This is a genomic window from Mogibacterium kristiansenii, from assembly GCF_009695905.1.
GTDB lineage: Bacteria > Bacillota > Clostridia > Peptostreptococcales > Anaerovoracaceae > Mogibacterium_A > Mogibacterium_A kristiansenii.
On record NZ_VUNA01000010.1, the window covers coordinates 60,414 to 82,688 of the forward strand.

General features: G+C 46.9%; 24 protein-coding genes. 23 read left to right on the forward strand and 1 reads right to left on the reverse strand.

Translation table 11 applies throughout. The features are described from left to right. The first annotated feature begins 2 nt into the window (after positions 1-2). The 15 genes from selB (at position 3) to FYJ65_RS06245 (ending at position 14,796) form a co-directional block, all read left to right on the forward strand. Positions 3-1,910: a selenocysteine-specific translation elongation factor gene (selB, locus tag FYJ65_RS06175; RefSeq protein WP_154554477.1), complete on the forward strand. Its 1,908-nt coding sequence runs from the start codon at positions 3-5 to the stop codon at positions 1,908-1,910. A gap of 2 nt (positions 1,911-1,912) precedes the next feature. Further along, positions 1,913-2,494 (forward strand): DUF5105 domain-containing protein, encoded by a 582-nt coding sequence (locus FYJ65_RS06180; protein ID WP_154554478.1) that lies wholly within the window; start codon positions 1,913-1,915, stop codon positions 2,492-2,494. A gap of 21 nt (positions 2,495-2,515) precedes the next feature. Continuing rightward, complete coding sequence (locus FYJ65_RS06185) at positions 2,516-3,835, forward strand: AI-2E family transporter (RefSeq protein WP_154554479.1); 1,320 nt, start codon at positions 2,516-2,518, stop codon at positions 3,833-3,835. A 4-nt stretch (positions 3,836-3,839) separates the two neighbouring features. Then, positions 3,840-4,736: a UDP-N-acetylmuramate dehydrogenase gene (gene murB / locus FYJ65_RS06190; RefSeq protein ID WP_235898215.1), complete on the forward strand. Its 897-nt coding sequence runs from the start codon at positions 3,840-3,842 to the stop codon at positions 4,734-4,736. Continuing rightward, positions 4,729-5,499: a PHP domain-containing protein gene (locus FYJ65_RS06195; protein WP_235898219.1), complete on the forward strand. Its 771-nt coding sequence runs from the start codon at positions 4,729-4,731 to the stop codon at positions 5,497-5,499. Before murB ends, FYJ65_RS06195 begins: the two co-directional genes overlap by 8 nt. Positions 5,500-5,501: 2 nt before the next feature. Beyond that, positions 5,502-6,380 carry an RNase adapter RapZ gene (rapZ, locus tag FYJ65_RS06200; RefSeq protein ID WP_154554482.1) on the forward strand — a complete coding sequence of 293 codons (879 nt, stop codon included), beginning with the start codon at positions 5,502-5,504 and terminating at the stop codon, positions 6,378-6,380. Beyond that, a complete protein-coding gene (gene whiA / locus FYJ65_RS06205) occupies positions 6,381-7,340 on the forward strand; it encodes a DNA-binding protein WhiA (RefSeq protein ID WP_154554483.1) in 960 nt (319 codons plus the stop codon). Positions 7,341-7,368: 28 nt separating this feature from the next. Beyond that, positions 7,369-8,841 carry a 23S rRNA (uracil(1939)-C(5))-methyltransferase RlmD gene (gene rlmD, locus FYJ65_RS06210; RefSeq protein WP_154554484.1) on the forward strand — a complete coding sequence of 491 codons (1,473 nt, stop codon included), beginning with the start codon at positions 7,369-7,371 and terminating at the stop codon, positions 8,839-8,841. Between the two features lie 487 nt (positions 8,842-9,328). Then, positions 9,329-10,084, forward strand: coding sequence for an LEM-3-like GIY-YIG domain-containing protein (locus FYJ65_RS06215; protein ID WP_206157336.1), 756 nt, complete (start codon positions 9,329-9,331; stop codon positions 10,082-10,084). A gap of 353 nt (positions 10,085-10,437) precedes the next feature. Next, positions 10,438-11,733, forward strand: a complete 1,296-nt coding sequence (locus tag FYJ65_RS06220; protein WP_154554486.1) for an ATP-binding protein — start codon at positions 10,438-10,440, stop codon at positions 11,731-11,733. A gap of 89 nt (positions 11,734-11,822) precedes the next feature. Further along, positions 11,823-12,146 (forward strand): hypothetical protein, encoded by a 324-nt coding sequence (locus FYJ65_RS06225; protein ID WP_154554487.1) that lies wholly within the window; start codon positions 11,823-11,825, stop codon positions 12,144-12,146. After that, positions 12,103-12,465, forward strand: a complete 363-nt coding sequence (locus tag FYJ65_RS06230; RefSeq protein ID WP_154554488.1) for a TIGR02452 family protein — start codon at positions 12,103-12,105, stop codon at positions 12,463-12,465. Before FYJ65_RS06225 ends, FYJ65_RS06230 begins: the two co-directional genes overlap by 44 nt. Positions 12,466-12,572: 107 nt before the next feature. Then, entirely contained in the window at positions 12,573-13,661 is a 1,089-nt protein-coding gene (locus tag FYJ65_RS06235; RefSeq protein ID WP_328603042.1) for an ADP-ribosylglycohydrolase family protein, read from the forward strand. Between the two features lie 450 nt (positions 13,662-14,111). Next, positions 14,112-14,351: a hypothetical protein gene (locus FYJ65_RS10045; protein ID WP_235898216.1), complete on the forward strand. Its 240-nt coding sequence runs from the start codon at positions 14,112-14,114 to the stop codon at positions 14,349-14,351. A gap of 139 nt (positions 14,352-14,490) precedes the next feature. Then, on the forward strand, positions 14,491-14,796 hold the full coding sequence (locus FYJ65_RS06245; RefSeq protein WP_154554491.1) for a type II toxin-antitoxin system RelB/DinJ family antitoxin: 306 nt from the start codon (positions 14,491-14,493) through the stop codon (positions 14,794-14,796). A gap of 336 nt (positions 14,797-15,132) precedes the next feature. Here FYJ65_RS06245 and FYJ65_RS06255 read toward each other — a convergent pair whose 3' ends face one another. Next, entirely contained in the window at positions 15,133-15,438 is a 306-nt protein-coding gene (locus tag FYJ65_RS06255) for a cupin domain-containing protein (protein ID WP_154554492.1), read from the reverse strand. A gap of 92 nt (positions 15,439-15,530) precedes the next feature. Between FYJ65_RS06255 and FYJ65_RS06260 the strand changes: the two genes are divergently transcribed. From FYJ65_RS06260 to mcrC, 8 genes are all read left to right on the forward strand, one after another. Continuing rightward, positions 15,531-15,860 (forward strand): winged helix-turn-helix transcriptional regulator, encoded by a 330-nt coding sequence (locus tag FYJ65_RS06260; protein WP_154554493.1) that lies wholly within the window; start codon positions 15,531-15,533, stop codon positions 15,858-15,860. A gap of 137 nt (positions 15,861-15,997) precedes the next feature. Then, positions 15,998-16,702 (forward strand): hypothetical protein, encoded by a 705-nt coding sequence (locus FYJ65_RS06265; protein ID WP_154554494.1) that lies wholly within the window; start codon positions 15,998-16,000, stop codon positions 16,700-16,702. 172 nt (positions 16,703-16,874) lie between these two features. Next, entirely contained in the window at positions 16,875-17,630 is a 756-nt protein-coding gene (locus tag FYJ65_RS06270; protein WP_154554495.1) for an EFR1 family ferrodoxin, read from the forward strand. Positions 17,631-17,685: 55 nt separating this feature from the next. Continuing rightward, entirely contained in the window at positions 17,686-17,976 is a 291-nt protein-coding gene (locus FYJ65_RS06275; protein WP_154554496.1) for a hypothetical protein, read from the forward strand. A gap of 18 nt (positions 17,977-17,994) precedes the next feature. Continuing rightward, complete coding sequence (locus tag FYJ65_RS06280) at positions 17,995-18,399, forward strand: hypothetical protein (RefSeq protein WP_154554497.1); 405 nt, start codon at positions 17,995-17,997, stop codon at positions 18,397-18,399. A 190-nt stretch (positions 18,400-18,589) separates the two neighbouring features. Beyond that, a complete protein-coding gene (locus FYJ65_RS06285) occupies positions 18,590-18,970 on the forward strand; it encodes a hypothetical protein (RefSeq protein WP_154554498.1) in 381 nt (126 codons plus the stop codon). 59 nt (positions 18,971-19,029) lie between these two features. Further along, complete coding sequence (locus tag FYJ65_RS06290; protein ID WP_154554499.1) at positions 19,030-21,123, forward strand: AAA family ATPase; 2,094 nt, start codon at positions 19,030-19,032, stop codon at positions 21,121-21,123. Further along, positions 21,120-22,172 (forward strand): 5-methylcytosine-specific restriction endonuclease system specificity protein McrC, encoded by a 1,053-nt coding sequence (gene mcrC / locus FYJ65_RS06295; RefSeq protein ID WP_328603041.1) that lies wholly within the window; start codon positions 21,120-21,122, stop codon positions 22,170-22,172. The genes FYJ65_RS06290 and mcrC overlap by 4 nt, the downstream gene beginning before the upstream one ends. Positions 22,173-22,275 lie beyond the last annotated feature (103 nt).

Genomic DNA, 22,275 nt, shown 5'->3' on the forward strand with positions numbered 1-22,275 from the left:
AGATGAAGAACATAATTATCGGAACCGCCGGCCACGTGGATCACGGAAAAACCCGCCTGATTAAGGCCCTTTCCGGCATCGACACCGACCGGCTGGAGGAAGAGAAGAAGCGAGGCATTACCATTGAACTGGGGTTTGCCCACATTCCCAACGATGCGGGATACAATATCGGCGTCATCGACGTTCCGGGCCACGAGAAGTTCATCAAGAATATGCTGGCCGGTATCGGCGGCATCGATTTCGTCCTGTTCGTCGTGGCGGCCGACGAGGGCATCATGCCCCAGACTCGGGAACACTTTGAAATCCTGCAGGCGCTGGGCATCGATGATGGAATCATTGCCATCACGAAGACGGACATGGTGGACGAGGAATGGCTGGAACTGGTTCAGGAGGACATCCGGGATTACGTGGAAGGTTCCTTCTTAGAAGGAAAACCGATGATTCCCGTTTCTGCCAAGTCCGGAGAGAATATCGATCTCCTAAAAGAAGAAATCATCCGCAAGTGCGACCGGGAGTCCAAACGGATCGAAGCGCCGGAAATGTTTCGACTTCCGGTGGATCGTGTTTTTATCAAATCCGGATTCGGTACGGTGGTAACCGGAACGTTAATGGACGGAACCTGTTCCCTGAACGATGAGGTTCATGTTTTTCCGGAAGAGACGCCGGCCAAGATTCGCGGAATTCAGACCTATGGAAACGACGTAGAGCAGGCGGTAGCCGGACAGCGGACCGCAATCAACCTGAGCGGGGTGCGGAAAGAGGACATCCGCCGGGGCGACGTCATCGCGGCGAAGGGCGCAGTGTCCGTTACCGGGATGCTGGACGTGAAGCTGAAGATTTTTGACAGCAGCGAGCGCATGGTGCTGAACAACAGCCGGGTGCACCTGTATTGCGGAAGCAAAGAGGTGCTGACCAAGGTTATCCTGATGGACCGGGATGCGCTGTCCGCCGGGGAAGAGGCGTACGTGCAGTTCCGCCTGGAGGAACCGATTGCGGTGAGACGGGGAGACCGGTTCATCATCCGCTTCTATTCACCGATCATCACCATCGGCGGCGGACAGATTCTGGACGCGGTGCCGGAAAAGCACAAGCGGAACCGGGAGAACGTGCTGGAAGGATTCCGGATGCTGGAGAGCGGAAATATCTCGGATATTTTTGTGCTGAAGACCGGTGGACACAAGTTCTATTCCAAAGAATTGCTGCTGCAAGAGCTGGGCATGCTTCCGGAAACCGGAAATCGGGAAATCGAACGATGCATCGAGGAGGACAAACTGGTAGAGCTGGAGGATGGCACGATTCTGGCGGCATCCAAATTCCAAATGATGACGGATCGCCTGATTCAGCTGCTTCAGGAATACCACGAAAGCAATCCGCTGGCAGAGGGAATGCCGAAGCAGGAGCTGCAGAGCCGGCTTCGGGATACCTGGCATATTCAGGAAGACAAGATTATTCTGGGTGCGGTTCACCGGCTGATGAATCTGGGCATGCTGACAGACTGCGGGAAAACCGTATCCATGCAGGGCTTCGAGGCGGTGTTGACGCCGGAGCAGGAGAAGCTGAAGGAACGCATTGCCGGAATCTACAAAGATGCGGGAATTGAAATTCCGAAGAACGATGAAATCTACGCGCTGGATTCCGACAAGAGAGTCATCAACGCCATTTTCGACCGCCTTTATAAAGAGGGCGTTCTGGTGAAGGTAGATCCGTCCTACAATATTTCGCAGGAGGGGTGGAACCGCGTGGCGGCCGCTGCGCGTACGGCGGGAGCCGAGGGCTCTTTCGTGCTGGCGGACTTCCGAGATACACTGAACACGTCTCGGAAATACGCATCGGTATATTTGGCTGCACTGGATCGTGCCGGCATCACTGTGTTTGACGGAGAGCGGAGACGCCTCCCGGAGGGAAAATAAGAATGAAGAAATTTAGAAAAATTACAATCGCCGTGCTGATGGCCTCCATGGTGCTGGCTTTGGGTGCATGCGGAAGGTCCAACACTCCGACCGCGGTGGTGGAAAAACAGATGCAGCAGGTGAAAGAGGAGCAGATGAAGACCGAGCTTTCCTCTCTGGTCAGCGATAAGAATGTGGCAAAGAAATATCAGAAGGAATACAAGGAGCTGGTGGAGAAGATTCAGGACTTCGATTACGAGGTGAAGGATGAAAAGGTGGATGGCGATGCTGCAACGGTAAAGGTGCAGATTACCACCTACAATTTCGGAACCGCCTACAAGGAGATGTATCAGCAGGTGGTGAAGGACGCCAATTCCGGCAAACTCACATCGAAAACGGACCTGAACGAATACATCTACAAGATGATGTTCAATAAGATGAATGCGCTGACCAAGAAGGATTACAAGAAAACCGTTTCCATCCAGTGCACGAAGAACGAAGACGGGGATTGGGAGACCGACGTGGACACCAATTCCGATCTGAAGGATGCCATGCTGGGTGGAATCATGACCCTGTCCAGCCAGAACAGCACATCGTCCAAATAGCGATTAACGAAGGGGAAAAACATGTTACGAAAACTATGGAATAACCCATATTCGAAAACAACAATATCCATTATTTTTACCGGGAGCGTTCTGTTGATGGTGAACCGCCTGATTCGAAGTACCCATTTCGACGCGGTGTTCGCCACCATCAATCAGACCCTTTCCCCGGTGTACATCGGCATCGTATTGGCCTTTCTGATGTGCCCGATCTATAACAAACTGGTGCGCTGTTTTTACCATTTCCTGTACAAGGACGGGAAACTGCTGACGGACAGCTTCGGTTCGATGTATTTCAATACAAAAGTACCGAAGCGCCACAAAAGAACAGCGGCACAGCGGGCGCTCACGGAAGCCCGGATGCTGGCATCCGTCATCTGTATGGCCGTTGTGGCGGGTATCGTGGTATTGATTTCCACCTTTATTCTTCCGGCTATCGTAAACAGCATCGTAGACCTGGTGAACACACTGCCGGAGAAAATGAACAACTTGAATCAGTGGGCCGGAACTCATTTGGCCAGGTACCAGATTCTGGTGAAGGGCATCGATAATTTCACGAAAGCCGATACGGGTGAAATCATCGCGTGGATTCAGACCCATCTTTTGGAAAACGACTTCAAGGGTCTGGCGGAAACCGTTTCCAACAGCTTGATTGCCATGATTAATGCCTTCATCAACGTGATTGTGGGACTGCTGATTTCGGTATACCTTCTGAACTATAAGGAGAAATTGTTCGCCATCGGTCGAAAGATGACCACCTCCCTGTTCAGCCGGTACACCTCGAAGAAAATCTATGAATTTTTCGAAATCATCAATGATACTTTTATCGGATACATCGTGGGAAGAATTATCGACGCCTGCATCATCGGATGTTTGACCTACGTGTGCATGCTGCTGTTCGACCTGCCGATGCCGGTGCTGATCAGCGTGATTGTGGGCGTAACCAATGTGATTCCGTTCTTCGGACCGTTCCTGGGCGCCATCCCGTCGGCGATTCTCATTCTGCTGGACGATCCGATGAAATGTTTGTATTTCGTCATCATGATTCTGATCATTCAGCAGCTGGACGGAAACGTCATCGGACCGAAGGTGGTGGGCTCCGCCATCGGGCTGAACAGCTTCTGGGTGCTGATTGCGGTGCTGGTGGGCGGCGGCCTGTTCGGATTCTTCGGAATGGCTTTGGGCGTGCCGATTTTTGCGGTGATATATCGCTACATCAGCGTGAATACCAACGATCGGCTTCGCCGGAAGAACCAGGAGCAGTCTACGAGAAAATACGAAGATTACAGCAAATATGACATAGAAAGGGAAGAACTGAAGAATCATGAAAAACCTCAGAAATAGTTTTATGGAACTGGGAATTCCGGAAAGCCGGATTCTGGAGAACGAATCCATGGCGAAGCACATTTCTTTCCGCGTGGGTGGCTGCGCGGATTATTATGTGAACTGCATCGACCGGAAAGAGCTGAGCGGCCTGCTCTCGTTTCTTACGGAAGAGGGCGTTCCCCACATGCTGATCGGAAACGGCTCCAACCTGTTGTTCCGCGATTCCGGTTATCGCGGGGTGATCATTCATCTGGAAGGAGAATTTCAGGATTGCGAAGTGCAGGGGGATACGGTGATTGCGGGAAGCGGAAAGCTGCTTTCCTCGGTGAGCTCCCTGGCGGCGAAGAGCGGACTGGCGGGAATGGAATTCGCCAGCGGAATTCCGGGCAGCATCGGCGGTGCCATCTACATGAATGCCGGCGCTTACGGCGGCGAGATGAAGGACATCGTAACCCGGGTGTGGCTGATGTCGCCGGACGGCAAGGAAGAAACGGTTCGCACCGGGGCGGAGATGGAATTCGCCTACCGGAACAGCTGTCTCCAGCGCACCGGTGAGATTGTCACAAAAGTAGAATTGAAACTGCAGCCGGAGGATGCCGAGACCATTCAGGCACGGATTGCAGAGCTGACGGAAAAGCGGGTGCAGAAACAGCCGGTGAATTTCCCGAGTGCGGGAAGCACCTTTAAGCGTCCGGCGGAAGGATACGCGGCAGCGCTGATTCAGGAATCCGGATTGAAGGGCGTTTCCGTCGGCGGTGCAGAGGTATCGGAGAAGCATTCCGGTTTCATCATCAACAAGGGCGGCGCCACGGCGACGGATGTGCTGCAGCTGATGGAGCTGGTAGAGAAGAAGGTATATGAAGATTCCGGAATCCAGCTGGAGCCGGAAGTTCGGATTATCGGTGAAGAAGATGAATAGCCGGGAGATTTCCGAAAGGTACCGGCTGATTGCGGATTATCACACCCACACCCGATATTCCAAAGGGCTGCTGGTGTACTACCACGGCAAGGGAACCATTGAGGAGAACGTGGCCGCAGCCGCAGCGAAGGGCCTTCAGGAAATCGGCATTACGGATCACGGACCGGGACATATTTTCTACGGGCTGAACCTTTCCCTCCTCCCGGACATGCGCCGGGATGTGGCAGAAGCGGCGAGAAAATATCCGGAAGTGAAGATTCAATTGGGCGTGGAAGCGAACATTATTCATTCCGGAAACGGTCTGGATGTCGCACCGGAAGACATTGAGAAATTTGATTTTATCAATGCCGGGTATCACCACGGCGTGCCCAAAGGGGATATGATTCGGAACCCCATCTGTTCCGCCGGAATTTATCCGTCGGGAAGCCGGCAGCAGCTGGAGAATCGAAACACGGAAATGGCGCTTCGGGCCATCTACGAGAATCCCATTCGGATTCTGACCCATCCCGGAGATAAGGGACCTTTTAATATGAAGGAAATTGGAAGAGCCTGTGAAGCGCGGGGCACCCGGCTGGAAATCAACAGCCGCCATTCTCACCTGACCGCAGAGGAAATTCGGCAGACCATGAATTTCGATGTCACCTATGTGGTGAGCAGCGATGCCCACAAACCTTCCCAGGTGGGCGGCGTGGAAGCGGCGCTGGAACGGGCGGAAGAAGCAGGACTGGATTTTGGAAGAATTATAAATATTAAGGAGCGCTAAAAATGAAAGTGGTAATCATTTCGGGACTGTCCGGTGCGGGAAAAACCCGTGCAGCAGACTGGTTTGAAGATCAGGGATATTATTGCATCGACAACATGCCGCCGCAGCTGATTCGGAATTTCCTGGAGCTGTCCCTCCAGAGCAGCAATTCCATAGAGAAGGCGGTCTTCGTGGCGGACATTCGGGGCGGCGAGTTTTTCGATGAGCTGGAAACCTGCGTGGATACCTTGCGCCAGATGGAAGGGGTGGACAGCACCCTGCTCTACGTGGAAGCATCGGACAACACCATCGTGAAACGCTACAATGAAACCCGGCGCAATCACCCTCTGACCGGCGGCAGAGCGACGGTAAAGGTCATCGAGGACGAGAAGAATATGCTGCAGAAGGTTCGGGATAAAGCGGACTTCATCCTGGACACCACCCACATGAAGGTGTCGGATTTCAACCTGCAGCTTTCCCGGATTATTCTGGGAGAAGAGAGCGGATCGGTGTTCAACATCAACCTCACGTCCTTCGGCTACAAATACGGAATTCCAAACGAATCGGATATTCAGATCGACATGCGGTTCATCCCGAACCCGTATTACGTAAAGAGCCTTCGGAAGCTCACCGGAAACAACAAGAAGGTGTCTTCCTACGTCCTGAAGTTTGACATCACGAAGAAATTCCTGAAGGATTTCGTGGGCCTGGTGGAGGATCTGGTGCCGGGCTACATTAAGGAAGGAAAGTATCATCTGAACGTGGCCGTGGGCTGCACCGGCGGACACCATCGGTCCGTGGCGGTGGCCAACGAATTGGGCCGAATTTTCAGCGAGAAGGGATACCGGACGACGGTGACCCATCGCGATCTTGATTTTATTGCAAAAGGAGATAAGAAATAAATGTCATTTTCTGCAGATGTGAAGGCGGAGCTCGCCCGAATTAAGGTGGAAAAAAAATGCGACATGCTGGCGGAGATTTCCGGTTTTTTTCGGGTATCGGGAAGCCTGCGTCTGGCGGGGGGCGGCCGGTTCATCATCGTGGCCTCCACGGAAAACCCGGCCATTGCGCGGCATTACAAAACCCTGATTAAGGAGTATTTCGGCAGCAACGCCCGGCTGGAGATGGAAGAATCCCAGATGCCGGGGCGCAACGGATATCGGTATTCCCTCACCATCAGTCCGGATGAGAAGAGCTCTCAGATTCTGAGGGAAACGGGCATGATGCTGATTCGAGAGGGAAACGACTATCTGAGCGACGGAATCTACCAGCCCATCGTCAGCAAGAAATGCTGCAAGAAAGCCTATCTGCGGGGGCTGTTCCTGGGATGCGGAACCATTTCCAATCCTAACCGGAGCTATCACCTGGAATTCGTGCTCACCAGCGAGCAGGTGGCGAACGACCTGAAGAAACTCATCGGTTCCTTTGTGGACCTTTCCGCCAATGTGACCCGCCGGAAGGAGGATTACATCGTCTATATCAAGAAGGCGGATTACATCAGCGATATACTGGGCATCATCGGCGCCAGCCAGGCACTCTTGGATTTCGAAGGAATCAAGGTGAACCGAAGCACCCGGGGCGAAGCTCAGCGGATTTCCAACTGCGACAATGCCAACGTGGACCGAAGCCTGAGCGCCTCGGAGGAACAGATTCGGAATATTCAGCGCATCGAAGACCTGGTGGGACTGGACTCCTTGTCCCCGGGACTTCGGGACGTGGCGAGAATTCGCCTGGAACGTCCGGATGCCAATCTGGGTGAAATCGGGGAAATGCTTTCCCCACCGGTGAAAAAACCGGCGGTCAGCAAACGGTTCGCCAAAATCAAAGCTCTGGCGGATTCGCTGGAACAGAAGAGCGAATAACGAAATTAATATACAGCGGAGAGAAACAATGGATAAGGGTACAGTGGTGGAACTCACCATTACGGATATGACGGATGACGGAAAAGGCATCGGCCATATCGACGGATTGACGGTGTTCGTGGACGGAAGCATTCCGGGAGACACCGTTCGGGGCAAAATCGTACAGGACAAGAAGCGGTATGCGGTGGCGGAATTGGAGGAAATCCTCACCCCGTCGCCGAACCGGGAAGAAGCGGTGTGTCCGTACTTCGGCCGCTGCGGCGGCTGCTCCCTCCAGAGCATGAAGTACGAAGCGCAGCTCGCCATGAAAAAAGAACACGTGGAAAACAAACTCACCCGAATCGGCGGACTGGAACATCCGTTGGTTCGGGATATTGTGGTTGCCGGAGAAGAACCGGACCTGCATTACCGGAACAAAGCCACTTTTGCCGTGTACGACGGCCCGGCCGGTCCGGCGGTCGGCTTCCGGGAAAGAGGAAGCAGCCGGGTAGTGGACATCGATGACTGCATGCTTCAGAAAGAACCGGTGATGGCGGTGGCCGATGCCATCCGCCGCCTCATTGAACAGCACAAAATCACCGTCTACAAAGAGCCGAGGCGGTACGGCCGGGGCCGGAACCAGAAGCCTCCGAAGCAGAGCAACACCGCAAAACTCCGGGAGGTTACGGTGAAAGCCTGCGAGGGCACCGGTGAAATCATGGTGGTGCTCACCGTCACCGGAAAGCAGCTTCCCAACGCCGAGGACATCGTCTACGCCATGGACGACGCAATCAATGAAGTATCGGAAGACTACGCACTGGAAAGCGTGATTTTGGAAGTGAAAAAAGGCGACATCCACGACTTCGCCAAGGATTACATCCCTCTTGCGGGCAAAAGAACCATTAACGACCGCATTCAGGTGGCCGGCCGGGATCTGGAGTTCGAGATCTCCGGTTCCGCATTCTATCAGGTGAACACCAACCAGATGACCCGCCTCTACGAAAAAGCGCGGGAATACGCCGGCCTCTCCGGCGAAGAAGTGGTCTTCGACCTGTACTGCGGCATCGGCACCATCGGCCTGTCCATGGCAGATCAAGCGGCCATGATTGTGGGCATCGAAGAAGTGCCCGGCGCTGTTCTGGACGCCAACCGGAACGCCGTTATCAACAGAATCGTGAACGCCCGTTACTATACCGGCCGGGCCGAAGAAATCCTCCCGAAACTCCTGGACTCCGAGGACAAGCTCTATGCCGATTACCTCTACAAAGACAACCTTCGGGAGCGCAGTAAAGTCGTCATTCTGGATCCCCCTCGCGGCGGCTGCGCCCCGAGCCTTCTGGAAACCGTCTCCGCCATTCAGCCCGACCGCATTGTGTACATCTCCTGCGACGCCGGCACCCTGGCTCGAGATATCAAAATCCTGCAGCAAAACGGCTATGTATTTGAAGAAGCCACCCCGGTAGAGATGTTCGCCTGGACGATGCATGTGGAGACATGCGCCCTCCTGCGAAGACGAGCGTAAGCGAAGTCTGAGCAGCTGAGGCGCAGTCCGCAAGGGACGCCCAAGAACCCGAGCCGGAGGCGAAGGGTGATTGGCCGCGGCCTACTGCGACATGCTGTCTTCAATGAAGACGAGCGTAAGCGAAGTCTGAGCAGCTGAGGCGCAGTCCGCAAGGGACGCCCAAGAACCCGAGCCGGAGGCGAAGGGTGATTGGCCGCGGCCTACTGCGACATGCTGTCTCCAATGAAGACGAGCGTAAGCGAAGTCTGAGCAGCTGAGATGCAGTCCGCCAGAGAAACCCCACGACTGCCGAGCGGCAGCGAAGGCAGAGCGGTTGGTTTCGGGACGGGATTCGTTGTATAGACAAGTTCTGTCAAACACTACCCATGATAAGTTTTGCCAAAGGGAGAGTAGAGTGGATAAAACTGAAAAAAAGTGGGTAGTGGAGTGGACAAGACTGTCTTTTGGGTAGTTGAGTTGATAAAAAAACTTTTCATGTGAGGGTATTATGATTAAAGGGTTTTCACATAAGACAATAGAAGCGCTTGGATACTATGTTTACGTATATTCTGACCCCGATACCCGCCGACCCTTCTATGTCGGAAAAGGGAAAGGGAACCGGGTATTCAATCATATGGATGATCAATCAGAAAATGAGAAGGTCAGAAAGATAAATGATATCAAAGCCAGAGGAAAGGAGCCAAACATTGAAATCCTTGCCCACGGTCTCGATGAAGAAACTGCTTTTAAGGTCGAGGCTGCTGCAATAGATTTGATTGGCATAGAAAACCTTACCAATCGTCAGCGGGGACACGAGTCCAGTGTGTACGGTAAGATAGAAGTATCGACACTGGATGCACGCTACAGTCATGAGGAATTGGATCCCAATGATGTGACGGATAACATCATGTTCATCAGAATCAACAAGCTGTACCGCAACGATATGACTCCTCTTGAACTATATGAAGCCACCCGTGGATATTGGAAAGTGAACATCGAGCAGGCGAGAAAAGTTGATTATGTTCTCTCTGTATATGATGGCATGGTTCTCGAAGCATATGCTCCGGCAGAGTGGCTACCTGCAAAGGCTACCTTCATGGAACGTAAAGATTCGCGCGATGCGGAGGGTGTGGCGGATCGATATGAATTTGTCGGTCGAATAGCTGATGTCCCAGTTCGAAAAAAATATGTTGATAAGTCAGCATCATTGTTCTTTCCGCCTGGGAATGCCAATCCAATCAAATATGTGTGGGGGAAGAAATAATAGCGGATTTGATAAAAATCTGTTTTTGGCATCTACAGAAAATGATGTTCTATATGTGAAAGAGTATTGTTAAGTCAATAATAGTATTGATTTCGGCTGAAATAAAGTTCCAGTAATTATAGAGTGTATGGATTCAATTCCATATGCTCTTTTTCTTTTACTTAATTTCCAGAAAATGCGGGATAAACACTGCTTCTAAAGAATATAATATGATTGTGGAATAGAAATATGCAACAAGTTACAAAAATCTATTTCAATGTCCGACTGATATATTGATTTTTGAAGTCCATTCGGATATACTAGAATAGAAAAATGCAACATGTTGCAAAAATCTTTTACAGTGAGGACTTAAGATGGAGATTCGCAGAGATTTTTATTTGGATAAATTGATAAAAAGAAAGAATAATGGATTGGTTAAGGTAATTACTGGTATTCGTCGATGTGGAAAATCCTATTTACTGAATAATCTGTTTTATCATCATTTATTAGAAAGCGGAGTTGATGCTGACCACATCATTCGCTTTGCTTTTGATTCAGCCGATGATCTTTATCTGATTGGAGAAAGCCTGATTCAGATTGAAAAGGAAAAGCGTGGAGTTGACCCCGAAAAGTTTATGGCTTATATCCGTTCCAAAGTTGTAGGTGAAGAAATGTATTATCTGCTGCTTGATGAAATTCAGATGTTGGATTGTTTTGAAGCTGTTTTGAATGGCTATCTTCGCAAAGATAATATGGATGTATTTGTGACAGGAAGTAATGCAAAACTTTTGTCTAAAGATATAGCCACCGAGTTCGCCGGTCGTGGTGACGAGGTTCATATGTATCCCCTGAGTTTTGCTGAGTTTATGACCATTTACAGCGGGGATAAGTACATGGGATTATCTGAATATATGCTATATGGCGGTATTCCTCTGGTTGTTCTTCGTGAGGGAGCAAACGATAAGGCTATTGCATTGCAGAATCTGTTCAATGAAATTTATCTTCGAGATATTACCAAACGTAACCGAGTGAGGAATATCGGAGAATTGGAAGATCTTCTGAATATTCTTTCCTCTGCCATTGGTTCGCTGACCAACCCAGAAAAATTGAAGAATACTTTCAAGACGGTAAAGAAATCCAGAATCACTTCCGCTACCATTAAGAAATATCTGGATTATTTTGAGAATTCTTTCCTGATTGAATCAGCACAAAGATATGACATTAAAGGAAAAGCATATATTGAAACACCTAAGAAATATTATTTTTCCGATCTTGGTCTTCGCAATGCTAGAATCAATTTCCGTCAGTTTGAGCAGACTCATTCTATGGAGAATGTAATTTATAATGAACTTCGTATGCGTGGTTACAGTGTGGACGTGGGCGTAATACCAATTGCAGAAAGGAATCAGGAAGGTAAGGCTATCCGTAAACAGCTTGAAGTTGATTTTGTATGCAATCTTGGTTCATCCAGATACTATATCCAGTCGGCATACTCGCTGCCAGATGAAACGAAACGCACTCAGGAAATCAGACCGTTCAGGAAAATTGATGATTCCTTCAAAAAGATTGTTATCACAAAAGATATTGTGCAGCCCTATTATGATGACTATGGTATCTTGACTGTAAACATTTATGACTTTCTCCTTGATCCGCAAATTCTTGAAAAATAAACAATGTTATAAAGGAGGTTATGCGGTCTTGGAAGAATGTATGCCGGTGGAGGCGAACTTACAATTAAATCTGGGGAAGGAGAGGACTCATGAGAGACAGATCAAAAGAAATCGCTATGCTGGAGGATACGCTTAAGATCTTAAAACAGGGCTGGTATGAAAAAAATGGCAAAAGGATACAGCTGAAACTTTCCGCAAAAGAAATGCAGGAGATACAGGTGTACCTGCCGGAAGCGGTGAAGAAAAATTGTTCTGATCCTGAGTTCAGCAGGCCGTTTGTGATTGGACGTTGCGGACATGGCTGTGAAAATATAGATTCTTTTGCACTTGCCAGAAAACGCCTTGGCGATACGTATCTTTTTACCAGGGATGATCACGCCTTATGTAGAAATTATAAAAGATGCGAATGGTGACCTGCTGGACGATACAGTAGTCGTTTCTGTCCTTACCTGCGCCGCACCGATGATATCACATGGCAAGGAGGGAATGAGCGAGTCTGAGTATGAGGATATGGTATATAACCGGATCATGGGAATGCTGAAATGCGTCGCATATCTCGGGTACAGGCATCTTGTTCTTGGAGCCTGGGGCTGTGGTGCTTTCGGTAATGATGCGCATGTAATCTCAGATCTTTTCTATAAAGCACTGAAGGAAATGAATTACAATAAATTAAGAGAGAAGGACCTGTTCCGCAGGATTGATTTTGCGGTGCTTGACCGGACGCAGGATTAGTATAATTTTAAAGAGTTTTATAGAAATTTTGCCTTCGATAATTTTTACCGAGATGAGGATCAGCAGGAAATGGATGAAGCCATGAAGAGGATCAGGGAGAAGAGCAGATCTTCGGTAAATACGGTGAGAGAGGAATCACAGAATATGAGCTGGACAGTTTCACTGGGAAGGCTCTGATTTCCGATGATACTCAGATGACTCTGTTTACGGCGAATGGGCTCCTTGTGGGAGATACACGAGGAGCAATGAGAGGGATCCAAGGCTGGCCAAGACACTATGTTACACAGGCATATCAGGACTGGCTTTATACGCAGGAGTGTCCCTTCGATAAGCAGAGAATACAGGAGCGCAGAGGGAATTATTCCTGCAGGTCATGGCTTGCGGATGTGCCGGAGCTTTATAGCAGCAGAGCACCGGGAAATACCTGTCTGTCTGCGCTTTCCGCTCAGAAGAACGGTAAAGACTTTGTGAACGATTATGTGAAAGAGCCACAGAATCAAAGCAAGGGCTGCGGCGGTATCATGAGAGTGGCTCCGGTCGCGGTGAATTATAAGCATATGGAGATGGGTACACTGGACATGGAAGGCGCCCAGATCGCAGCTATCACCCATGGGCATTCCCTTGGTTATATGCCAGCGGCTATTGTGACGCACATTATCAACTGTATCGTTTTCGGCGAAGAAAAGAAAACTCTTAAGAATATCGTAATTGAAGCCAGAGACAAGGTGGCAGAGATATTCCGGGGAGACAAGCATCTGAAGGAGCTTACCGATATTATTGATTTGGCAATCGAATTGTCCGGAAACAAGGCGGATGATCTTGATAATATCCACAGGTTAGGCGAGGGCTGGGTTGCAGAGGAAACTCTCGGCATTGCTCTTTACTGTGCGCTTCGTCATCAGGATGACTTCTCGGCAGGTGTGATTTCGGCGGTTAATCATAAGGGCGACAGTGATTCCACTGGAGCGGTTACCGGTAATATTCTCGGTGCGCTTTTGGGATATGATGCCATAGAGGAGAAGTGGAAGACGAACCTGGAACTGATAGATGTCATTATTGAGATGGCAGACGATCTTTGCCATGGATGTCAGATGAGTGAATTCGGTCATTATGAGGACCCGGACTGGATAAGAAAATACATCTGTATGCAGTGGAAGGATGAAAGACTTGATCCTGCAAAGACAGACAAAGTTTGAAGCAGTACGCGGAGATATTACAAAGAACCATGGCGTGCAGGCAATCGTAAATGCAGCCAATACGAGCCTTCTCGGAGGTGGCTGTAGATAACGGCATACGCAGATGAGATAGAACATTGGAGGGTATCCGAAATGGTGCAGTCTCCGAATTTTTATTCCATGAATAAGATGCTTCGGGACGGCGGGTGCTGACCAATTTATCCGGTAAAAACAGAGCAAAGCTCTCAATGTATAAAAGAGTACAACGCCTGATGCACAAAGCTGGTCTTATGGGTAAGCGTCCAAAAGAAAAATATCATTTGATCTTGCCAAAAGCCCGAATCCGGCGCAGATTAAACGTATGTTAAAGAAGGCGTTTAACAAATTTTCCAACCTCAAGGGCCTTATATTTCACTCGGATCAGGGTTTGCATGGAAACATTCTTTGGCAGGATGAAGAACGAGATGTATTATGGGTACGAAAATAAATACAAATCATTTGAAGAATTCGAAAAATCCGGACAATGTTGGCGTGTCCCGACGGAAGACAGAAGAATGTATGCCGGCGGAGGCGAACTTACAGAAAAAATTGATTAGGCATATAAATTTTGATACACAGAACAAATCGGCAACTTCCAATAGCCGTATGCGTTTTCCCGGTTCCCGGATTGCCGGTCATAATGATATTTTTCCCTTCTCTGGAATGAAATAGCCCCGATAAAAATCCCATAAATATTCCTTTTTGCCTTAAGAGGCGTATTAAATTCAAAGTTTCGTCACAAAATAATTTATGCAAATGCTTGCAATTGCAAGCAAAAAACAAATATAATAAAGAAAAAGGAGGCGATACTATGGCAAATACATCCGTTGTTTATGCAAGGATAGATACTAATCTCAAGGATAATGCTGAGAGCATTCTTTCTCAGCTTGGCATTTCTTCATCCAGTGCAATTCAGATGCTTTATAGTCAGATTGTACTGAAAAAGGGTATGCCGTTTGAATTGAAACTTCCTTCTTCTAAGCCATTAGCCGTTGGTGCAATGACCAGAGAAGAACTTGATGCAGAACTCCAGAAGGGTGTTGATTCCATCAAAGCAGGAAAGGTATATTCTGCAGATGAAGTCGATGCGGTACTTGCAAAGGAGTTTGGCATATGACGGATAACTACAATGTCGGTTATTCTGTAGATGCACTTGGTGATTTACGTGAAATCTATTCGTATATTGCGAATGAACTTCTTGTTCTGTGTATTATCTTGTCGATGATAAAGAGAGGACAGTTACAGTGGCACGAATATTCTACGGTGGTCGAGATATCGAAGGCATTATAATTTTAAATAAATAAACAGAAGTGGAGCGTTTAATTGCGTAAGCATCGGTCACAAGTTGATCGGTGCTTTGTCATATTACCAATTCGTCTTTGGATCTAAAAACCAAGCTTCCCACCATTGGTAAATACCCTGTGGTGAGAAGCTTGTTGTGTCTTGATGGGTATTAATATACTACAGCGTCATCAGCTGTAAAGCCTTCCAAAGAATTCTCTTTGCTCTGAATACAGACAAAAGAAATTCCTTCATCTTCTGCCGCGAAGAACTGACGCTTTGCAACAGGTGCGATTCTTATCCAATCACCTGCAGTGAGAGCAATTTCTTCTCCGTCAATAATGACTTTTCCTTTACCGGAAAAAATGCCGTAAACTTCTTCATTGTTCTTATGAGAGTGCACGAAAGGAACGTTAGCTCCTGCCGGAAGATCGTTGATACTGATTTCTGCACCGGTGAGAGAATGCTGTGCATTCAAAGGTAAGTACGCACCTTTTTGTAACTACACATTCAAAAATGAATGTGCTATAATTTTTGCGAGCAATCACAGTTTTTGGGAGGCACAATTGCATGAAAACAAAAGACGAACTTCCGGTTTGCCCGGTGGCAACAGCAGTGGCACTTGTAGGTGGCAAATGGAAACTTTTGATTATACGAAACTTGAGAGTACGCCCGTGGAGATTCAATGAATTACAGCGAAATCTGGAAGGAATTTCCCAGAAGGTATTGACTGACAGTCTAAGACAGATGATGGATGACGGTCTTGTACATCGGCATGATTATCAGGAAATGCCGCCAAGAGTTGATTACAGTCTGACGGAACTAGGAGAAAAACTGCTGCCGATTATTGATGCACTGGCAGATTTTGGAAATTACTATAAATCGGTTACAGCGGAATAATATGTCTGAAGGTGAATTACAGCGGGATTCAGTTTGAGCAAAATTTGCCTTCACTGTGACTGATAGAAAAGTTTACAATTTAGGGCTTCCAAGATGGAGAGCAGATAGAAACGGGCAATGGATAGGTGATGAGTAGCATGGATACAGTGGATTTGATTATTAAATCATCAACAGAATTTTATAATAATTTGAAGGCTGATGAGAACGGTCGATATCGTTCTTGGGAACACTGCTATTCACATTTCATAAAAGCAAGAGGATCCAAAGAAGTTGATTATGATTATCTGAGTTTACAACTGGCTTTCTATTTAGCAAGTTGGGGAATGTATCGCGGCTCAGCATTTTTGCTGCAGAAAGATTATAAAGTACATATTCCAGTAGTAAAAGAACTGCTAAATGAAAAATATGATGCTTTAGCTGGGATTGATTGTATCGGTTTCAAAGATGATAGCAACCAAAAGTTGCTGCAGGATATAAATTCATTCCTAGAGCGGTATTACGATAGAATCAGGCACGAAGTAAAAGAGCAAGAATTAAAAAATAAATTGTCCGTTACACTCATCACGAAAATACTTATGGGAACACTCGGCTGCGTTCCGGCATACGATAGATATTTTATTTCAGGAATAAAGAACCAGAAGATAGCAACTGGAAATTATAACATTAAGTCCGTAATGCAGCTTGTCACCTTTTATGAGGAAAATGCCACCCGACTCGAACCTGTCAGAGAAAAGATGGAAGTTGAAGGATTGCCATATCCACAAATGAAAATGATGGATATGGGATTTTGGCAGATTGGATTTGAATTGGATACAAACAAAGGAATAAAGACTGCACACTAGGAGAAAAACTGCTACTGATGGAGAAGCACTATGGGTAGGTGGGCCGAATTGACTTTCATGCCCTAAAACGTATAACTAAGGGCATGAAAGTCAAACCACTGTTTAAAGAAGGTGATTGGATGAATGTTGCAGATAGAATAATACAGCTTGCAAAAGAAAATAGAGGAGCATTATGAAATTCTATAACATATTTTTCAGCCCAACCGGGGGTACAAAGAAAGTAGCAGATATTGTTGCAAAAGGGACAAATCCGGAATCTGAAGAAATCGACCTAATCAAAGAACCGGATAAATTGATGAAGGTGAAATTTGAAAAAGAGGATCTGTGTTTGGTTGCTGTACCGTCTTACGGCGGACGCATTCCGTCGGTCGTAGCGGATATGTTCCGAAATGTGAAAGCAGACGGTACGAAGGCAATTCTTGCGGCGGTGTTTGGAAACCGTGCGATTGACGACACCTTGTTAGAACTGCAGGATGTTCTGGAAGCATCGGGCTTTGTATGTATCGCAGGAATGGAGGCTGTCGCAGAGCATTCCTTGATGCACCAATTTGGAACCGGGCGCCCGGATCGGCAAGACGAAAAGGAATTGTTGGAATTTGCCGCTAAAATCATGCAAAAAAGCGAAACACAAAGGACCCCGCAATTCCCCGGAAAAAAACCATACCGAGAATACGGTGGTGTTCCGTTCAAGCCTGCTGCAAACGGAAAATGCACTTCCTGCGGTCTGTGCGTAAAAGAATGCCCGACAGGGGCCATTCCTTTGGACAATCCGAAAATGACCGATAAGGCTAAATGTATTTCTTGTATGCACTGCGTTGCAATCTGTCCGAAGAAAGCAAGAAAGTGCAGCAAGTTTGTCAGCTTTATCGCCGGACGGAAAATGAAGAAGGTCTGTTCCGGTAGAAAAGAAAACAAGTTATACCTATAAATCAGGATTTGAATAGGAGTGTAGAAAAACACTTGATTATATAGGGAGTAATAAGATGGTTACTTTCAAATTAATAGAGAAATATGAAGAAAAACTTGTCTATTGGTATTATCCTGAAGGAAATGAAGAAAAACGTCCGGGTACTATTGTTGTCAATCGACTCAAGGAAGAAATCGAGTTTACAGAATTAGCAGAAGATGATTGGGAACGAGAAATTCCTGCTGGTGAGATAAATGAACTTATAGAGTCAATAAACCAAATGAAGTGCGAGAACGGTGAGACGGACTTTTTGAGTTTAGTAACTGAACCGGAGCATGATATCTGGTATGGCAATCACGCGATTTGAGAGTAAAGGAAGTCAGATATGAATTTGTACGAACGATTTATTGAGTTTACAAAAGAAAATGAAATAGAAACTAGAGACCTAGGTCATCAGCGAGAGGATGGATATGATTTAGTTGTATTCGGCAAAACAGCAAACAAGGATAACGGGTTAATTTATAAGATCGTTTTTATTTTTTATGATAATGATAATCTTGTTGATTTCTATATAATAAAGAGCGTGAAAGTAAAAAACAGAGTGTATATCCTTGAAAGACTAAATGATCGTAACTCTCAGTTTAGAGCGGCATCATTTTTTCTCAATGGTAATCTAGCATGTATGAAGAGTTATTGTGCAACCGGCGGATACATCCGTGTTGCGATAATGATGATGGAAAAAAGTATGGAACGAGCACAGGAAGCATTTTCCGAGTTTGACCCTGCATAATTTCGTTAATTATCCTAGCAATATCTGACAAAAGAAAGATTCTTGACTATCTAACACCGGTTGAACTCTTCAATGCCGTCCTCAATCAAGTATATTCAGTTGTAAGATTCGTTATGTTAGGTAGCGTTAAATTTGTTATTGCAATTTGCGGTAAATAATGGTTATGACGGAAATCACAGCCGTTAAGCACATGAGCAAAAAGACATGGGGAGAGATGGCCAGTCGTGGGGGTGTAACCCTGCTTCTTTGTCAGATGCGGGTATTGGCAAACAAAGCTGCAAAAAACGCTCTTGAAAAAGCCGGAAAGAAAGGGCTGGAAGAAAACCTATTCAAAGGAGTTTTTGAGCAGATTGGGAAAAAGCTGACAAAGCAAGCGGTTGGAAAATCAGTATATTTTGTGGGAGCTTTTGTCGGTGCTTTCTTCGATGTTGCTCAGATGAACAGAGTCTTGGAATATGCGGATGTGTTTTATAACAAGAGATTTCTGCTTGAAAAGGAAGTTCGAATCAATATGCTGTTGATGGATGAAAACGATGAACCACCGGTGATAATTGATGCTACCGACGTATGATGGAGACAGTTTTAAGGTTTTACCGTAAGCATCTAATACCAAAAAACAAGGAGGTTTACATGAGCGAATCAAACCAATTTGACTGGGTAGACTTTTACAAAGAACTATCCGGCATATTACTTCAGTACAAGAACAACCGCCAGGAACTGATAGAGAAAGTCAAAAAGATCTACGAGATTACCGGCATCAACCTTCCTAAACTGGAAAAGGACAACCAGATTGTAGATATCGATCCCTTCACATTCTTCGGGCTCTTTAACAAGAATCTCACGGATGCGAACCGTCAGGCTATCCTGAAAGCAGTAGCGGAGTTGTTTGATGTGAAGACTTCAGTCCCGACTACGTTTAACAGTATTCCGGTGCTGAATAATCATAATGCAACCTTCTATTATTTTCTCCCGGAACGCGGAGATGACGATATTCCGAATCTTTGGGAGCTGTTTGATGCCGCCCTTGCATACGCAAAGAATCCGACATCGGAAACAATCGATCAGGTGTCCAAGTATTTTGACTTGTGCATCAACAAGAAGGGAAACGGCAACGGTAAAATCACAATGGGACTGTACTGGATTGCACCGGATTCCTTTCTGAACTTGGATAAGGTCAATACCTGGTACATCTATAAATCCGAAAAGCTTCCGAAAGAACTTGTACAGTCTCTTCCGAAAAATGAAGCGAAGATTCCATCCGCCAAATACTTCGGCATAGTGGAGAAGCTTCGTGCGTACCTTCAGAGTGGTGAGAGCAAATTGAAAGACTTCATGGAGTTGAGCTTCGAAGCGTGGAAGTGCTCGAAGGAGGATATCATCCACTACTGGCTGTACTCGCCGGGGGATGGGGCATCTTGCTGGGAGGAGTTCTGTGATGCCGGGATAATGGGTGTCGGCTGGGATGAAATCGGTGATTTGTCTGCATTTAACAGCAAAAGCGAGATGAAGCAGGCAATGAAAGATAAAATCGATCCGACGAAGTCCTACAAGAACGATGCGCACGCCACCTGGCAGTTTGTCAACGAAATGAAGCCGGGCGACATCGTATTTGCCAAGAAAGGGATGCATCAAATTATCGGTCGCGGTGTCGTAGAGTCCGATTATGAATTCGATTCTTCCCGCTCCCAGTACAAGAACATCCGGACGGTTAACTGGACCGATAAGGGAGAGTGGACGCATCCCGGACAAGCGGTGATGAAGACTCTTACAGATATTACAGCGTATACAGACTACGTGACGAAGCTGAATGCACTGTTCCAAGATGACATAGTAAATGATGTTGAAGAACCGAGGGAGATTGATCTTAGGCCGTATGATGAGGATATGTTTCTGGATGAAGTCTACATGGAAAAACCAAAATACGACACGCTGGTTGCTCTGGTAGAGAAAAAGAAGAATGTCATTCTTCAGGGAGCTCCGGGTGTGGGCAAGACTTTTACAGCAAAGCGACTGGCATATTCCATCATGGGTGTGAAAGATCCGTCCCGTGTAATGATGGTTCAATTCCACCAGAGCTATTCCTACGAGGATTTCATCATGGGATTCCGTCCGACACAGGAAGGCGGCTTTGAATTGAAACGTGGCGCCTTCTATGACTTTTGCAAATCCGCTGAAGAGGACGATGAAGACAAGCCATATTTCTTTATCATCGACGAAATCAATCGCGGAAACCTCAGCAAGATATTCGGCGAATTGTTCATGCTGATCGAATCGGACAAGCGCGGCATCGAGCTGAAACTTTTATATGCGGATGAAAAATTCTCCGTTCCGAAAAATGTCTATATCATCGGAATGATGAATACCGCAGACAGAAGTCTGGCAATGATGGATTATGCGCTCCGCAGAAGATTTGCCTTCTTTAATCTGGAACCCGGGTTTAATACCAGAGGATTCCGTGCATACCGAGATAGCCTGCAGAACGAGAAGTTTAATAGATTGATTGATAGGGTAGAAGCGCTGAATGCAGACATTGCGAAGGATGAATCCCTGGGAGAAGGATTCTGTATCGGACACAGTATCTTCTGTGAATTGAAGGAAACATCCGATCGGACTCTTTCCGGCATCATTGAGTTCGAGCTGGCACCGCTGCTAAAGGAATACTGGTTTGATGAACCTTCCAAAGCAAAGGATTGGATTGAGGATTTAAGGAGTGCGATTAAGTGATTCCGGTACAGAACGTATATTATATGCTTTCCTACGCCTTCAGAGTGTTAAACGAGCAAGGATATAAGAGCATCGAAACGGAAGAATTTCATAATGTAGCGGAGCTGTGCGCATCCATTCTGACAAAGGGCGTGAAGCAGCAGCTGAAACGCGGCCTGGGACAGGAATATATTTCGGAGACGAAAGCATTGTCGTCTCCACGCGGGAAAATCGATGTGACTGCATCCATAAAAAATCTCAGTATGATCCGCGGGGAGCTGGTTTGTACCTATGACGAGTTCTCCGTCAACTCCTATATGAATCGGATTATCAAGAGCACTCTATTGCTTTTGCTGAAAGCAAAGATATCGTCAAGCAGAAAGAAGGAAATCAAGAAGCTGCTGGTATTCTTCGGAGACGTAGAAACACTTGATATACACACCATCAATTGGTCCATCCGATTCAACCGAAATAATCAGAGCTATCGGATGTTGGTGGCGGTCTGTGAGCTGGTGATTAAAGGCTTGCTTCAGACACAATCGGACGGTTCGAAAAGGATGATGGATTTTCTGGACGATCAAAAGATGCATCACCTGTATGAGAAGTTCATTTTGGAATATTACAACACCGAGTACAAGCATTTGAAAGTAAAGGCTTCTGCTTCCATGATGGACTGGCAGGTGGATGATGGTTTCCGAGATCTGCTTCCGAAGATGAAGACGGATATTACTCTGACGCGCGGAGAACGAACGCTGATTATCGATGCAAAATACTACGAACGCAATCTGCGGGAGCAATATGGAAAGGTGTCCATCCCGACAGATAACCTGTACCAGATATTCACCTATGTAAAGACAAAGGAAAATGAGCTTGTCGGTGTTCCCCATGAAAAGGTGTCCGGAATGCTTCTCTACGCGAAAACAGATGAAGAGGGGGCATTTAATAACGAATATCAGATCATGGGAAATCGCGTATGTGTAAGAACGCTTGATTTGAGTGGCGATTTCCAATCCATAAAAAGCCAACTGGACGATATAGCGGAAAAGTATTTGCGGGTGAGGGCGGAATAACCCCACCGGAAGTGTATGGCATATGATTTTATTTTTATGGATGAATTAGATCAAATCATGGAAATTGTGAAACAATCCTTTGATGCACAGGCAGAATAATGAT

What these genes read in the sequence shown, in the direction of transcription:
- FYJ65_RS06220 (WP_154554486.1), top strand. Translation starts at nt 10,438, where the DNA reads ATGGAGATTCGCAGAGATTTTTATTTGGATAAATTGATAAAAAGAAAG.
- FYJ65_RS06265 (WP_154554494.1), top strand. Translation starts at nt 15,998, where the DNA reads ATGGATACAGTGGATTTGATTATTAAATCATCAACAGAATTTTATAAT.
- selB (WP_154554477.1), top strand. Translation starts at nt 3, where the DNA reads ATGAAGAACATAATTATCGGAACCGCCGGCCACGTGGATCACGGAAAA.
- FYJ65_RS06275 (WP_154554496.1), top strand. Translation starts at nt 17,686, where the DNA reads ATGGTTACTTTCAAATTAATAGAGAAATATGAAGAAAAACTTGTCTAT.
- FYJ65_RS06245 (WP_154554491.1), top strand. Translation starts at nt 14,491, where the DNA reads ATGGCAAATACATCCGTTGTTTATGCAAGGATAGATACTAATCTCAAG.
- FYJ65_RS06290 (WP_154554499.1), top strand. Translation starts at nt 19,030, where the DNA reads ATGAGCGAATCAAACCAATTTGACTGGGTAGACTTTTACAAAGAACTA.
- FYJ65_RS06195 (WP_235898219.1), top strand. Translation starts at nt 4,729, where the DNA reads ATGAATAGCCGGGAGATTTCCGAAAGGTACCGGCTGATTGCGGATTAT.
- FYJ65_RS06215 (WP_206157336.1), top strand. Translation starts at nt 9,329, where the DNA reads ATGATTAAAGGGTTTTCACATAAGACAATAGAAGCGCTTGGATACTAT.
- FYJ65_RS06230 (WP_154554488.1), top strand. Translation starts at nt 12,103, where the DNA reads ATGATCACGCCTTATGTAGAAATTATAAAAGATGCGAATGGTGACCTG.
- murB (WP_235898215.1), top strand. Translation starts at nt 3,840, where the DNA reads ATGGAACTGGGAATTCCGGAAAGCCGGATTCTGGAGAACGAATCCATG.
- FYJ65_RS06180 (WP_154554478.1), top strand. Translation starts at nt 1,913, where the DNA reads ATGAAGAAATTTAGAAAAATTACAATCGCCGTGCTGATGGCCTCCATG.
- FYJ65_RS10045 (WP_235898216.1), top strand. Translation starts at nt 14,112, where the DNA reads ATGGGTACGAAAATAAATACAAATCATTTGAAGAATTCGAAAAATCCG.
- FYJ65_RS06285 (WP_154554498.1), top strand. Translation starts at nt 18,590, where the DNA reads ATGAGCAAAAAGACATGGGGAGAGATGGCCAGTCGTGGGGGTGTAACC.
- rapZ (WP_154554482.1), top strand. Translation starts at nt 5,502, where the DNA reads ATGAAAGTGGTAATCATTTCGGGACTGTCCGGTGCGGGAAAAACCCGT.
- FYJ65_RS06270 (WP_154554495.1), top strand. Translation starts at nt 16,875, where the DNA reads ATGAAATTCTATAACATATTTTTCAGCCCAACCGGGGGTACAAAGAAA.
- FYJ65_RS06185 (WP_154554479.1), top strand. Translation starts at nt 2,516, where the DNA reads ATGTTACGAAAACTATGGAATAACCCATATTCGAAAACAACAATATCC.
- FYJ65_RS06260 (WP_154554493.1), top strand. Translation starts at nt 15,531, where the DNA reads ATGAAAACAAAAGACGAACTTCCGGTTTGCCCGGTGGCAACAGCAGTG.
- whiA (WP_154554483.1), top strand. Translation starts at nt 6,381, where the DNA reads ATGTCATTTTCTGCAGATGTGAAGGCGGAGCTCGCCCGAATTAAGGTG.
- FYJ65_RS06225 (WP_154554487.1), top strand. Translation starts at nt 11,823, where the DNA reads ATGAGAGACAGATCAAAAGAAATCGCTATGCTGGAGGATACGCTTAAG.
- rlmD (WP_154554484.1), top strand. Translation starts at nt 7,369, where the DNA reads ATGGATAAGGGTACAGTGGTGGAACTCACCATTACGGATATGACGGAT.
- FYJ65_RS06280 (WP_154554497.1), top strand. Translation starts at nt 17,995, where the DNA reads ATGAATTTGTACGAACGATTTATTGAGTTTACAAAAGAAAATGAAATA.